The sequence below is a fragment of the Ferrimonas pelagia genome, from assembly GCF_039543565.1.
GTDB lineage: Bacteria > Pseudomonadota > Gammaproteobacteria > Enterobacterales > Shewanellaceae > Ferrimonas > Ferrimonas pelagia.
This window is the reverse complement of the sequence record NZ_BAABJZ010000096.1, coordinates 43817-57089: the sequence shown is the minus strand read 5'-3', so window position 1 is coordinate 57089 and position 13273 is coordinate 43817. Positions and strand designations below refer to the sequence as shown.

Genomic DNA, 13273 nt, shown 5'->3' with positions numbered 1-13273 from the left:
GAGCCAATGCAGGGATGTCTATGGTAGTGCTTGAAGCTCAATTCGATACGACGGCGCAGCTATATCGGGCGTACATGCCCTTTATTCGCCACGGTGGTTTGTTCTTTGTTAGCAGTAAAGAGTACCCATTAGGGGAGATCTTGACCGCACGCTATACGCTGCCGGACTCGGATGAATGGTTGACGTTTGAAGGGGTCGTCGTGTGGTGCAACCCGCTGGGATCCCAAGGCGGCCGGCCACCGGGTGTGGGCTTGGGCTTTCGTATCGAAGACAATCCCCATAAGCCGCGCATCGAGCAGTTACTGGTTGGTGAGCTGAGTTCTGAGCAATTGACCTCAACCATGTAGATCCTGGATCCGATTGGGTTTACCCTGTGCCGCTTAGTGAAAAACAGCGGACGACTACTTGTGCTTATTGACTCCCATTGTCATCTGGATCGCCTGATCGAAGGCGATGATCCCCAACAGCTTGCCCCCATCTTGGATCGGGCCCGTGCCCGCGGTGTCGAGAAGATGCTGTGTGTCTCAGTCAGTCAGTCTGGCTACCCGCGTATGAAGGCTTTGGCTGCGCCTTTCGATGATGTGGTGATCTCCTGCGGGATCCACCCACTTGATGTGAAGGATGGCTACGACCGTCAGTGGTTGGCGCAAGAGGCGGCGGATCCTAAGGTGGTCGCACTGGGCGAAACCGGCTTGGACTACTACTACAGCAAAGACACGGTAGCGGCCCAGCAGCAGGCCTTTTCTGATCACATCGAACTGTCCCGTCAGTTGGATAAGCCTTTGATCATCCATACCCGTGATGCCCGTGAAGACACCATCGGGATCCTGCGCGAGTGCGGGGCCGAGCACGGGGTACTGCACTGCTTCACCGAGAACTGGGAGATGGCTAAGGCCGCGCTGGATCTGGGCCTGCATATCTCCATCTCAGGGATCGTCACCTTTCGTAATGCCGAAGCGCTCCGTGACGTGGTGCGAAAGATCCCACTGGATCGCTTGCTGGTTGAGACCGATGCGCCTTATCTGGCACCAATGCCATACCGCGGCAAGACGAACCAACCTGCGTACGTGCATGAGGTGGCTCAATATGTGGCGGATCTCAAGCAGGTGCGTTTCGACGAATTGGTGACAGCCACTGGCGCCAACTTCCATCGGTTGTTTAAGCTGGCGTAAGCGGCGTTTTGCGGACAAAAAAAAGCCCGCAACCATTCCGATGTCACAGGCTTAGGGGAAGTGCCACTGCAGTGAAGGATTGAAGTTTCGCTGCGGTGATATCACGCAAGTGTAGCCGAGGTTTAAAAAAAGGTGCAATTTATGCACCTTTTTTGCTTTGGGTTCGCTCAACCAGAATGAGGCTGGTTCAGCAGACGCTGATCTTGTCCCGGACCAATTCACGAGGCAGGCCGTTTTTCAGCTTGTTCTTGACCCATTTCGCCAGGCCCAGCGGATGGCCGTCGAAGGTCACGATCACCTCACCCTTGGCGCCGGGGTTATTCATGATCACGTCCCGGCCCATCAGATATTGGGTGGCTTGCTCGCGATCCAACTGAGCCGTTTTGTTGCTGGCCAGCGGCAATGACATGATGGCTTCATGTTGCGTCTTAAAGCCGTGCTTGTGCACCTCAGCCAGTCGGATCCCCAATCGGTTCATGCGGATCTTGCCGATGTATTGTTCTAACCCCTCGGGGAACCACCACAGTGTGTTCTCGCGCTCCATGATCTGCCCGGCAGGCAGAGTCAGGCCAAGTTGGCTGTCGAAGTATTCGGACAATTCCGCGATCTGCTTTCGTTTGGCGTGGGCAAACGGAAAGGCTCTTAGGTGCGGCGGTTTATGCTCGGTATCGATCGATCCGGTTTTGCGGATCGCCGCGACAAAGAACCCTTCTGAGTCGTAGATTTGAGGCCAGATATGGAGAAACCCCTCTTCGGTGCAGGCACGCTCGGCACCGGGGAACAGCTCGGCTAAGGAGATAAACTCTACCTGCTCCGGGAACTGCTGCTTGAGGTACCAACAGATCGCTTGGTTTTCTTCTGACAACAAGGTACAGGTGGAGTAGACCATGACACCGCCCGGCTTGAGGGCGGCAAAGGCCGAGTCGATCAGGGACTTTTGCACGTCGGCGATGCTGTGGATCGCTTCCATGCTCCAATTGTTCATCGCGTCGGGATCTTTGCGAACCGTGCCTTCGCCCGAGCAGGGCGCATCCAGCAGGATGGCGTCAAACTGTTCGGGCAGGGTCGGGCCGAAGACCTTGCCGTCGAAGTGGGTCAGTGAAACATTGCGGATCCCCAAGCGCTGCATGTTGGCGTGCAGACTCTTGATCCGGCTCGAGGAGTATTCGTTGGCGATCAACACCCCCTCATTGCCCATCAACGCGGCCATCTGCGAGGTCTTCGAGCCGGGTGCCGATGCAACATCGAGTACGTGTTGTGGTGCGTTGGCCAGCGCAAATAACGCGGTGGGCGGCATCATCGACGACGCTTCCTGGATGTAATACAAGCCCGCCAAATGCTCTGGGGTATTACCCAGTTGATTATCATCGTTGTCCCGATCCAGCCAAAATCCTTGCGCGCACCAAGGCACTGGGGTCAGGCGCCAGCCTTGGGCGGTCATGCCTTGCTCAAATTCTGCCACGCTGATCTTCAGGGTATTGACCCGGATCGCGCGGCGCAACGGCTGCTGACTGATGGCGACAAAGTCGTCAAGATTGAGGTGGGCAGGTAAGATGGCCTCGATGCTGTCGAGAAATGCCTGCGGAAACTGGACCATAGTACGGTTCCTGAGGGAAAAATCGGCGGCAACTATAGCATAGGGAAAGCGAGGAGAGCAGGGCGTGTTAAACAGAGTGTGGGGCGGATTCTTCCTGGTGTCGGCCTTGGGCTGCTTGAGCCAATGGTGGTTGGGCGACGCTGAGGTGTTTTCTCGTTGGCTGCAGCAACTGTTCGCCATGGCGGAGTTGGCGGTGCAGATCGGGATCGGCCTAGCGGGGATCATGGCGATGTGGATGGGCCTGATGAAGATCGGCGAGCGTGGCGGCCTGATCGATGCTCTGGCGCGTTTGCTCTCCCCCTTATTTGCCCGCTTGATGCCTGAGATCCCAAGAGGCCATCCTGCGTTGGGCTCGGTGACCATGAACCTGTCGGCCAATGCGCTGGGGTTGGATAATGCCGCCACGCCGATGGGGATCCGTGCCATGGAGCAGATGCAAAGCCTTAATCCGAATAAGGCCGTGGCCAGTAATGCGCAGATCCTGTTTCTGGTGCTTAACACCTCGTCGGTGACCCTGTTTCCCATCGCGGTGTTGTTGTATCGCGCTCAGCAAGGGGCGGCCAATCCAACGGATGTGTTCATTCCCATCTTGTTGGCGACCTGCGCGTCAACCCTCACGGGCTTGTTGATCACCTGTTTGGTGCAGCGGATCCGGTTGTGGGACAAGGTGCTGCTGCTGTGGTTTGGTGGCGGCTTTGCTTTGTTGGCGGCGTTATTGGCCAACCTGTCGGCGTATACGACCGTGCAGTTGCAACAGTTCTCGGTGCTGTGGAGCAATGCGATCCTGTTTGCGTTGATCATGACCATCCTGGCGGTCGGCGCGTGGCGCAAGGTGGCTTTGTTTGATGAGTTTATCGTCGGTGCCAAAGAGGGATTGCATACTACGGTGCGACTGATCCCCTACTTACTGGCGATGCTGCTGGCGATCGGCAGCTTACGCGGCTCTGGTGTGCTCGATGGCGTGTTGTGGGGGGTGAGACTTCTCGTCGATAGTTTGGGCTGGGATCCCCGTTTTATCGAAGCGTTGCCGACGGCGTTAATGAAGCCGTTTAGTGGCTCCGGTGCCCGTGCCATGATGTTGGATACGTTGGCCAGTGAAGGGGTGGATTCCTTTGCCGGGCGGTTGGCGTCGGTGTTTCAAGGCTCGACCGAAACCACCTTCTATGTGCTGGCGGTCTATTTTGGTGCGGTCGGGATCCGCCGCACGCGGCATGCGATCCCCTGTGGCTTGCTGGCCGATCTGGCCGGGATCCTTGCGGCGATCGCGGTGGCCTATTGGTTCTTTGGCTAACGGGTTAATGGATAGCGGCCGCTCGGTGTATCGAGCGGCCGCGAATTATCACTCTGGCCTAGCTACAACAGAGGTTGCCATTTCAGCCATGCGGAATTGAGTTTGCTGTTCAGTGGCAGACGATCACCGTCGTTTAACTGATTTTCGCTGGTGGTGGTGTCTTTCGTGGCAAAGGCGATCCCGCCGGACAGCAAGGTTTCCAGTGATTCGGACTGGATCTCGGCACCGGAGAACAGGCCAATGTCGATGTTCAGTCCGGACGCGTTCCAGAATTGACTCGAGCGATTGGCCAGGTGTTGATACTGGGGCATGAGCTGCAGCTCGATATCCACCGAGGCGCCATCCTCAGCCAGACGGGTGTGGATCACCTCGCCGACCTTGATCTGGCGATATAACACCGGACTGCCGATGTGCAATGAGCCCAGCCGTTGCTGATCCAACACTAAGCGAAGCCCGTCACCAAACGGTGCCATCACCGGTGGGGTCGCGGCCACATTGAACTGAGTTGCAAGCTCAGGTTCGCTGCCCGGCAGCACGGCGATGTGGTTGCCCAGTAAGAGTGTTTCCGGGTTGCGGATCCCGCCTAGGCCGATCTGAGCGCTCACCAGGTAGAACTGACTGTCCATGCGGCGGAATTGATCGGCCCATCGACGGTGTAATTCGGCTTGGATCCGTTGATCTTTCAGATCATCGGTGAGCTCAACCTGTGTCGTCTTACCCACGTTATGGCCTTGAAAACGAATGTCGGCTCCGGCTTGGATCGGATGCTGGGCAGACAGGAACAGCTCGATGGGCTCGCCGGGTTGCATCGCTGCGTTTCGGCTGGCGAAGACGTGTGTGTGCTCCGGCATGCCGGGGGCGGCGTTGGGATCCAAATTGTCAAAACTGAGGCCACCGCGCAGTAGTGTCGGCAATGGACCGGCCTGTACCTCGACGCCGGCCAGCGAGCCGGCGATCTTAACCCCACTGTGGTGCCAGAAGCGGCTGCTGGGCGTGAGCAAGTTGCGGTACTCATCGTCGATGCTCAACTGCAGTTCCAGCTCCCCTTGCTCCAGCGCGATCCGCTCGATCTGTCCGATCTCCAATTCTCGATAGAGCAGCGGGGCGCCAATGCCCAAACCATTGAGCGCGTGAGCTTGGAGGGTGAAACGCAGCGGCTCCGCGACAAAGGCGCTGTCTCGATCCGGTGCGAGACGAAAGCGCTGCGCGCTGTCGGCGACGGGGGCATCGCCACTGCTAAAGCTCAGTCCACCGGCCATGAGCTGACCCAACGGCTGAGACTGTATGGTCAGCTGCGCGAGATCGGCGCGGATGTCCAGCGCTGCCTGAACCCAGAATCGACTGTTGATCTTAACCCGCTCGTGATGGGGCGTATCGAGCCAGATCTGGGTTTCGACGCCGCTGTCGGTCAGCGCAACGTCGAGGATCTCGCCAACCGTGACGCCACGGTAGCGAATAGGGGCGCCGATACTGACGCCATGCAACTGTTCATGTTCCAGTGTGAACAGACGGCCATTCTCCAGTTGTTGCGGTGTCGCCGAGAGCAATTCGAACCGCTCGGCGCTGTCGCCTTGACCGGGCCAGATCCGGATAAAGTCGCCCAGCAACAGGGTTTCTACATGCTCGAGCCCATCGAGGCCGAGTTTGGCACTGACCCGGCTAAACTGGGTTTCGCTGCGTAAGAATGACGCATAGCGATTGTCGATGCTGGCATTGAATTCAACCCCTTGCTCGGTCAGGTTGACCTGTTCGATCTGGCCGAGGGTTACGCCACGGTAGCGGATGCCGGCCCCGACGTTGATCCCCTCTGCGTCGTCGGCATACAGGGTAATGCGTTGTTGCGGCTTTGCTGCCTTGGCGTCGTCGTACAGCGCAAATGATTGATCCGGGGCCGGGGGGTGACCATCCTCTGGGGAGGAGAACGCGATGCCCCCAGCCAGCAGGCTGGCCAGGCTTTCCAGCTCAACCTTCACGCCTTGCAGACTGGCGTCGATGGCCGCACCTGAGGTGTTCCAGAAACGGCTGTTATGACGCACCAGCGAGCGATAGCGGCTCTCGATCTCTGCATCGAAAATCACTCGGTGTTGGTCCTGATCCAGCTGAAAGTTGACGATCTCACCAACCTTAACTTGCTGAAAGTAGATGGCGCTACCGATGTCCAGCGAACCACGTTGCGGCGCAATGATCTGAAGCGGCAGGCCATCCATCATTCGGCTGGCCACCGGCGGTTCAAACTGACCTTCGAAGTGCGTTTTTTTGGCGCCGGTACCCGGTGCCATGGTGATGTAGTTGCCGGAGAACAGGGCATCGAGCCCTTCAAAACCGGTTAACGATGCCTTGGGGGTCACCAACCAGAAATGCGCCCCTTTGCGCAGCAGATCATCGACGCTGTGATCCATCTTGATGCTGACGTTGACCGATTGCTGATCAGAGGCCAGCTTCACGTTGGTGACTTGGCCAACCACGATCCCTTGGTAACGAACCAGCGTCTTATTGGCTTCGATCCCCGCGGCACTGGGGAAGTCCACTTGGATATTGGTGCCGCGTTGCTGGATGTAGCTGAACAACAGCCAGAGGCCCAGGCAGGCAGCAAGGATGGGCAGGATCCAGATCGGTGAGAGATTCTTTTTCCGGCGGATCTGTGGTTGGTGTACTTCAGTCATGGTGAGGCTTCTTTTCAAGATCCCATAAAAGGCGAGGATCAAGGCACTTAGCGGCCAATTGGGTGAGCAAGATAACCAGCGCAAAGTAGGTGGCAGCAGGCGCCGGTTTGGCATGAAGCAGTTGCCCCATGTTGATTAAGCTGGCAACGATGGAGATCACAAATAGATCAAGCATTGACCAACGGCCAATGAATTCAATGATGTGAAAGTAGCGGGTGAGCCGGGTTTTCGACAATGGCCATTGACGCTGAATGGTCAGCAGGATCAGGGTTAAACCGATCACTTTGGCAATAGGCACCGCGACCGATGCGGTGAAGACGATCACGGCGATGGCGGGCATCTCGTTATCCACTAAGGATACGATCCCGCTATAGATGGTGTCGTAGGTCGTCAGGCCCTGATTGGTAAATTGGGTGATCGGGAGCGTATTGGCGGGAAACAGCAATATCGCCGCGGTGATCAACAGAGCCCAGCTGTATTGCAGGCTGTTTGGGCGCCGATCAAACAGGGCGGTACCACAGCGGGGGCAGTGGCTCTTTGCGCCCGTGGTTAATTCGCACCCGCTACAGAGTCGCAACTTAGGACTCGGCCTGACGTTCATAGTAGTCCCACATACGTTGCGAGTTATACTCGTACTGCACATAAAAAATCATGATAAACAGCAGTATATAACATAAGATGCCCCATCCGTAGGTCAGATCAGCAATGTCGATTAACTTGAAGATCGAAACAAACAGGCTGATCAGATAGATCTCAATCATGCACAGCTCGTTGAGGGTTTTATGGCGCAGCAGCAGCCAGCGCAGGAGGTGGGGATACCGTCTCGTTTTCAGCAACCAGAGTTGGCAGAGGATGGAGAGCATGAGCAGCAAGGGGGCGACCAATCCGGTCAGGATCACGGCAATGGCAACCAACCAATAGCCTTGCTCAAAGACCGTGAGTGCGCCGTGCAGCACCGTCGTACTGCGTAGGTTGCCGACCAGGTTGATCTCTAAGATCGGCAGGAGGTTCGCCGGGAAATAGATCATCAACGCAGCCAGCGTCATGGCGGCCAGACCGGCCAGATCGCAATAGGGCTGGTGATACACCTGACTGGCGCAGCGCGGGCAATAGGCTTTGATCCCATGGCGAAGCGTGGCTTTGCTGATCAACGTGTCGCAGGTAGGGCACAAGATGGCTTTCTGGAGCAAAACGTTCCCTGATCCTTTTCTTCATCCTAAATTCAGTACCTTAGTCTATCATCACTGAACCTGAGCTGACAGGCGTTGAATCTGTGCGCAGTTAGCCGCCGAACTGGCGCTTTCACCTTGACTCTGGGTGGCGAAACTGTGTTAATGGCAGGCTGATTATTATTCTAAAATTTTGAAGATGTCGTCTGCTGAATTTCAAGACTACGCTCTGCTGTCGCGACAGGCGAAAAGCCTGATCGATGGCGAGGCAAATGTCGTCGCAAATCTATCTAATCTCTCTGCGCTGATCTATAACGCACTGGACCGGGTTAACTGGGCTGGCTTTTACTTGCTGGATACGCCTGATGGATTGGTTCTTGGGCCTTTTCAAGGGCAAGTGGCTTGTGTGCGGATCCCGGTAGGGAAAGGTGTGTGCGGCACGGCGGTATCGACCGGCGAAGATCAGTTAGTCATGGATGTTCACGAATTCCCGGGTCACATTGCGTGCGATGCGGCTTCCGCTTCGGAGGTGGTGTTGCCGATCAGGGTACGAGAGCAGATCATCGGGGTATTGGATATCGATAGCCCGGAGATCGCGCGTTTCAGTCAGGCTGACGTCGATGGATTGCGAATGCTTGTTGATGTACTTCAGCAACATTTGGAGCAACACGCTTGAAAGAACATGTAGATATTCACACTTACCTGATGGAACCATCTGAAGTCGGTGAGTGGGAAGGCGAGGAGACCCTTGCCGCAGAAAATCTCAATCGTATGTATCATGCCGTATACGATAAGGCCGATGATGACGTCGATACCATCCTCCTAGAGGAGATGTTGGAGTCGATTTGGCTGGATTGGCAACATAACCCACAACTCCTAGAGTTGGATGACGAAATGATCGATACTTTCGTCGAAGCACTATTTTCCCATTTTGACCCAGAGCAGGGCCAGGAAGAGTTTGATGACCACTGAACAAAACAACACCCCAGAAACCACCGAAAAGCTGAAGGACGTGAAGGAAGTGATCGCCTATTTGGCGGAACGTTTCCCCGCTTGCTTTACCGTAGAAGGTGACGCAAAGCCTTTAAAAATTGGTTTGTTTCAAGACTTGGCAGAGCGCTTAGAAGGGGACGAGAAGGTCAGCAAGACTCAACTGCGCCAGGCCATTCGTCGTTACACCAACAGCTGGCGCTACCTGCGCTGCGCTAAAGCTGGCGCGGTTCGGGTTGATCTGGACGGCAACGACTGTGGTGCGCTTGACGCCGAGCACATTGAGCATGCTGAGAAGACGCTGAAAGAGAGTCAGGAGCGAGCGAAAGCGGCTCGTCAAGAGAAGCAAGCGAAGGATCCGAAGGCAGCTAAAGAGCGTCGTCGTCCTGCGCGTGCGGAGCGCGCCGAGAAAGCAAAACCGGCTAAGCTTAAGTCTAAACCGGCACAAAAAGTTGAACAGAAGCGGAACCTCCCGCCGCTGGAGAAAGTCTCAGCAGATAAGCTCAGCGTAAATCAAACCGTCATGGTGAAGCTGGGTCGGACTCCGGCCAAAGGGGTTGTAGTCGATCTGAACCGCGATGACGTCATGGTTCGACTGGAGTCCGGTTTAACTGTTAAGGTCAAAGCCGAGCACATTCGCGTTTAAAAATTTTGCGTATCGTGCCAGAAGGAGTTGCGAGTTGATGATTAAGAGAACCTTATCCGCTGTGATCGCGGGCGTACTGCTTAGTGCGCAAGCATTTGCAGATACCACGGATTATTCGCTGAGCGATCTGCCTGAATTAAAGCAGGAATCTCAGCATAAGGTAGCCAGTAAACGGGTGACGGATCTGTTCACTCGCTCGCACTATCGTCAAGTGAGCTTCGACGAAGCGTTTTCCAGTCAGGCGTTCGATCGATTTTTGCAGCAGTTGGACTTTAACCGGTCCATTCTGCTGGCCTCCGATGTCGCGAAATTCGAAACGTTGCGCGATCGCTTCGTCAATGACATTACTCAGGGCGATCTGGACAAAGTCTACGACTTGTTCGAACTCTCGATGCAACGACGATTTGAGCGTTTGAGCTATGCATTGACGCTGCTTGAAGATGAGATCGATTTCGATTCGCCTGGCGATAAGTATGACTTTGACCGGGAAGAGGCCGCTTGGCCGGTGAATACGGCGGAGCTCGATGAGCTTTGGCGTCAGCGGGTCAAATACGATGCGCTGAACCTGGCGATGACGGGCAAGGAGTGGGATGAGATCCAATCCATGCTTGAAAAGCGTTATCGTAACGCCATCAAGCGCCTGACTCAGACCCAGAGTGAAGACGTATTCCAAGGCGCCATGAACGCCTTTGCCTATACGGTAGAGCCGCACACCAGTTACCTTTCTCCGCGTAATGCGGACCGATTCCAGCAGGAGATGAACCTGTCTCTCGAGGGGATCGGGGCTGTGTTGATGATGAACGATGACTACACGGTGATCCGCTCACTGGTGACCGGTGGTCCTGCGGATCTGCAAGGTGACTTGAAGCCGGAAGATCGGATCATCGGTGTTGGCCAAGCTGGCAAAGAGATCGTCGATGTCATTGGCTGGCGTTTGGACGATGTTGTGGAGCTCATTAAGGGCCCGAAAGACACCGTCGTGACACTGGAAGTGCTGGCGGCAAAAGATGGCAACAATGCCAGAGCCCGTACCATTGAGATCACCCGAGATAAGGTTCGATTAGAAGATCGCGCTGTGAAGTCAGAGGTGCTTGAGATCGATCAAGGCAATGATCAGGCGCGTCGACTCGGTGTGATCAACATTCCAAGCTTCTACATGAACATCAGCCAGGACGTTGCCAGTGAGCTGGTAAAACTGGAAGAGCAGAATGTAGAGGGCCTGATCATCGATCTGAGGGGCAATGGTGGCGGTGCTTTGAGCGAAGCCAGCCTGTTGTCCGGCCTGTTTATTCGCCAAGGTCCGGTGGTCCAGATCCGCGATCAGCGTGGTCGCATCACGGTCAATGGTGATAGCGATGGGAAGTTGGCTTACGACGGCCCGATGACGGTGATGGTCGATCGCTACAGTGCATCGGCGTCGGAGATCTTTGCCGCGGCAATGCAGGATTATGGTCGAGCTTTGGTCGTTGGTGAGCAAACCTTCGGCAAGGGCACGGTACAGCAGCATCGCCAGTTGGGGCGGATCTACGATCTGTATGACAAGCCGATGGGGAACGTGACCTACACCATTGCGAAATTCTATCGCATCAATGGAGGAAGCACGCAGCTCAAAGGAGTGAGTCCAGATCTGCTGTTCCCAAGTTACGTCATGGACGGGGAGTTTGGTGAATCTCAGGAGAAGAACGCTTTGCCTTGGGATTCCGTGCCTCGAGCGCGATACGGTACCTTGGATCAGATCGCACCGGATATGGTCAGCTATCTGAGCCAACGTCATCAGACGCGTGCCGGCGACAATGTCGAGTTCTCTATGCTGAATGATGATATTGAGCGCTATCGCGCCAATAAAGACAAAGGCTGGATCTCGTTAAATATTGCCGAGCGACGTGCCGAAGATGAAGCGGATGATCAGCGCGCACTGGCGCGGATGAATGTCCGTCGCGCTTTGCATGATATGCCACCGGTGGAAGATCTGGCTGATGCTGACGAGCTGGAAGTACCCGATTTCCTGCTGGATGAGGCCGGCTCTATTACCTTGGACATGGTTGACTGGACGCGCGTAGCGAAACAGAAAAAGCCGTCATAACTGTCGAATAAATATATAAAAACGCCACTTTTCAGTGGCGTTTTTTGTATCTGAAGCCTTGCTCGTTGTCCGCAGAGCGTGTAGAAATGAGGGTGTTTACACAACGGTAACATCAAGGAATAAATATGAACCGTAGCACGGTGACCCATGCTCGCTGGTCCAGTCGGTTAACCTATGTCCTTGCTGCGACTGGGGCGGCCGTTGGTTTAGGAAATATCTGGAAATTCCCATATATCATGGGTGAAAACGGAGGCGGCGCCTTTGTGCTGGTCTATCTGTTTTGCATCTTTTTTATCGGGATCCCGATAATGATGGCGGAAGTGATGATCGGCAAATTCGGCCGGCAGGCTCCGTCCCGCTCCGCCCGTTTATTAGCCGAGGCCTCAGGGGCGACGCCACGTTGGTCAATTGTCGGCTGGTTTGGGGTGATCAGCGGATTTTTGATCCTCAGCTTTTATGTGGTGATCGCAGGCTGGGCATTGGCTTATACCTATTACGGATTTAGCGGCAGTTTTACCGGGTTGAAACCGGATCAGATCACCCAGATGTTTACCCAGCTCAATGCCCAGCCCTATGCACTAATGGCATGGAGTTTTGCCATCTTAGCGACCACGGTGGTGGTGGTGGGGTTTGGGGTCAAGGACGGCTTGGAACGTGCGGTGAATTGGATGATGCCGGCGTTGTTTGTGTTGCTGGTGATCATGGTGTTGTATGCGGCGCAACGCGGCAACTTTCAGGCGGCATTCGACTTCATGTTCAGTGCCGACTTTTCCAAGTTGAGCTGGAAAGGGGTGTTGGTGGCGCTGGGCCATAGCTTTTTCACGCTCTCCTTAGCGTCCGGGATCATGACCATGTACGGCGCTTATCTGCCGGATGACACCTCGCTGGTGAAGACCTCGGTGTTGATCGCGCTGATGGACACCGTGGTTGCCGTGCTGGCGGGGTTGGCCATCTATCCCATCGTGTTTGGCCATGGCCTGGAGCCCGGCGCAGGCCCCGGTTTGATCTTCATGACCTTGCCCATCGCCTTTGGTGATATGCCCTTTGGTCAACTGTTCGGTGGCCTGTTCTTTTTGATGCTGGTGGTGGCGGCGTTCACGTCGGCACTGGCTTTGATCGAATCGTCGGTTGCGTGGCTAGTGGAGAAACGCGGTTTTGGTCGTATGAATGCCGCGATCACCGCAGGGGCGGGGATCTGGCTACTGAGCTTGTTGACGGTGTTTTCGCTCACCGGTGCGCCTTGGGCTCAACTGGAGATCGCCGGTGTCCAGTTCCATCTGTTTGATGCGATCGATTACCTCACCTCCAGCCTGATGTTGCCGATAGGCGGTTTGATGACGGCGATATTTATCGGGTTTGTGGTGAAGCGGGATCTCAGCCAGCGGACCATTGCTACTCAAGTGGCTATCTATCGGCTTTGGCGGGTGTCAGTGCGTTATATTGCGCCTTTTGCCATCGGGTTGGTCTTGCTGCAGCAGTTGGGGCTGATGTCGCTGTGAGTCATCAAGCCCGTCATGCTTTTTTCAGGAGCGGAAACCATGACTTACGTGAGTACAGGTTATTAACTGTTCGTTCGTTGCCTTCATTTGCGGGGCGTGGCTTCTGGTCAATCTCCGATTGGATATACTGTCGCTAAGCATTCAGGCGGCTGCGATGATGTCC

General features: G+C 55.4%; 12 protein-coding genes. 8 read left to right on the top strand and 4 right to left on the bottom strand.

Translation table 11 applies throughout. The annotated features are described in order from the left end of the window. Window positions 1–20: 20 nt before the first annotated feature. Together ABEA08_RS16350 and ABEA08_RS16345 are read left to right on the top strand one after the other, a co-directional pair. On the top strand, window positions 21–347 hold the full coding sequence (locus ABEA08_RS16350; RefSeq protein WP_345336443.1) for a PilZ domain-containing protein: 327 nt from the start codon (window positions 21–23) through the stop codon (window positions 345–347). Window positions 348–407: 60 nt separating this feature from the next. Further along, window positions 408–1172 carry a TatD family hydrolase gene (locus ABEA08_RS16345; protein WP_345336442.1) on the top strand — a complete coding sequence of 255 codons (765 nt, stop codon included), beginning with the start codon at window positions 408–410 and terminating at the stop codon, window positions 1170–1172. A gap of 187 nt (window positions 1173–1359) precedes the next feature. Here ABEA08_RS16345 and rsmF read toward each other — a convergent pair whose 3' ends face one another. Beyond that, complete coding sequence (rsmF, locus tag ABEA08_RS16340) at window positions 1360–2769, bottom strand: 16S rRNA (cytosine(1407)-C(5))-methyltransferase RsmF (RefSeq protein ID WP_345336441.1); 1410 nt, start codon at window positions 2767–2769, stop codon at window positions 1360–1362. A gap of 64 nt (window positions 2770–2833) precedes the next feature. On the opposite strand from rsmF, the gene ABEA08_RS16335 reads away from it, so the two are divergent. Next, window positions 2834–4060, top strand: coding sequence for a nucleoside recognition domain-containing protein (locus ABEA08_RS16335; protein WP_345336439.1), 1227 nt, complete (start codon window positions 2834–2836; stop codon window positions 4058–4060). 62 nt (window positions 4061–4122) lie between these two features. On the opposite strand, the gene ABEA08_RS16330 is transcribed toward ABEA08_RS16335, so the two are convergent. Genes ABEA08_RS16330 through ABEA08_RS16320 form a run of 3 tightly spaced genes read right to left on the bottom strand, consistent with a single transcriptional unit; the run spans window position 4123 to window position 7913 of the window. Further along, the gene (locus ABEA08_RS16330; protein WP_345336438.1) at window positions 4123–6723 is read right to left on the bottom strand and encodes an MlaD family protein; all 2601 of its coding nucleotides are present in this window, start codon (window positions 6721–6723) and stop codon (window positions 4123–4125) included. Next, on the bottom strand, window positions 6716–7324 hold the full coding sequence (locus ABEA08_RS16325; protein ID WP_345336437.1) for a paraquat-inducible protein A: 609 nt from the start codon (window positions 7322–7324) through the stop codon (window positions 6716–6718). The genes ABEA08_RS16330 and ABEA08_RS16325 overlap by 8 nt, the downstream gene beginning before the upstream one ends. After that, complete coding sequence (locus ABEA08_RS16320; RefSeq protein WP_345336436.1) at window positions 7302–7913, bottom strand: paraquat-inducible protein A; 612 nt, start codon at window positions 7911–7913, stop codon at window positions 7302–7304. The genes ABEA08_RS16325 and ABEA08_RS16320 overlap by 23 nt, the downstream gene beginning before the upstream one ends. 178 nt (window positions 7914–8091) lie before the next feature. Between ABEA08_RS16320 and ABEA08_RS16315 the strand changes: the two genes are divergently transcribed. From ABEA08_RS16315 to ABEA08_RS16295, 5 genes are all read left to right on the top strand, one after another. Then, entirely contained in the window at window positions 8092–8568 is a 477-nt protein-coding gene (locus tag ABEA08_RS16315) for a GAF domain-containing protein (protein ID WP_345336435.1), read from the top strand. Then, entirely contained in the window at window positions 8565–8864 is a 300-nt protein-coding gene (locus ABEA08_RS16310) for a hypothetical protein (RefSeq protein WP_345336433.1), read from the top strand. Before ABEA08_RS16315 ends, ABEA08_RS16310 begins: the two co-directional genes overlap by 4 nt. Continuing rightward, window positions 8854–9528 carry an RNA chaperone ProQ gene (gene proQ, locus ABEA08_RS16305; protein ID WP_345336432.1) on the top strand — a complete coding sequence of 225 codons (675 nt, stop codon included), beginning with the start codon at window positions 8854–8856 and terminating at the stop codon, window positions 9526–9528. The genes ABEA08_RS16310 and proQ overlap by 11 nt, the downstream gene beginning before the upstream one ends. Before the next feature lie 37 nt (window positions 9529–9565). Next, window positions 9566–11611 carry a carboxy terminal-processing peptidase gene (gene prc / locus ABEA08_RS16300; protein WP_345336431.1) on the top strand — a complete coding sequence of 682 codons (2046 nt, stop codon included), beginning with the start codon at window positions 9566–9568 and terminating at the stop codon, window positions 11609–11611. Window positions 11612–11736: 125 nt separating this feature from the next. Continuing rightward, window positions 11737–13110 carry a sodium-dependent transporter gene (locus tag ABEA08_RS16295; RefSeq protein ID WP_345336430.1) on the top strand — a complete coding sequence of 458 codons (1374 nt, stop codon included), beginning with the start codon at window positions 11737–11739 and terminating at the stop codon, window positions 13108–13110. The last annotated feature ends 163 nt before the right edge of the window (window positions 13111–13273 follow it).

Coding starts and splice junctions, on each gene's coding strand:
- ABEA08_RS16350 (WP_345336443.1), top strand. CDS start 21: ATGGTAGTGCTTGAAGCTCAATTCGATACGACGGCGCAGCTATATCGG.
- rsmF (WP_345336441.1), bottom strand. CDS start 2,769: ATGGTCCAGTTTCCGCAGGCATTTCTCGACAGCATCGAGGCCATCTTA.
- ABEA08_RS16330 (WP_345336438.1), bottom strand. CDS start 6,723: ATGACTGAAGTACACCAACCACAGATCCGCCGGAAAAAGAATCTCTCA.
- ABEA08_RS16325 (WP_345336437.1), bottom strand. CDS start 7,324: ATGAACGTCAGGCCGAGTCCTAAGTTGCGACTCTGTAGCGGGTGCGAA.
- ABEA08_RS16315 (WP_345336435.1), top strand. CDS start 8,092: ATGTCGTCTGCTGAATTTCAAGACTACGCTCTGCTGTCGCGACAGGCG.
- proQ (WP_345336432.1), top strand. CDS start 8,854: ATGACCACTGAACAAAACAACACCCCAGAAACCACCGAAAAGCTGAAG.
- prc (WP_345336431.1), top strand. CDS start 9,566: ATGATTAAGAGAACCTTATCCGCTGTGATCGCGGGCGTACTGCTTAGT.
- ABEA08_RS16295 (WP_345336430.1), top strand. CDS start 11,737: ATGAACCGTAGCACGGTGACCCATGCTCGCTGGTCCAGTCGGTTAACC.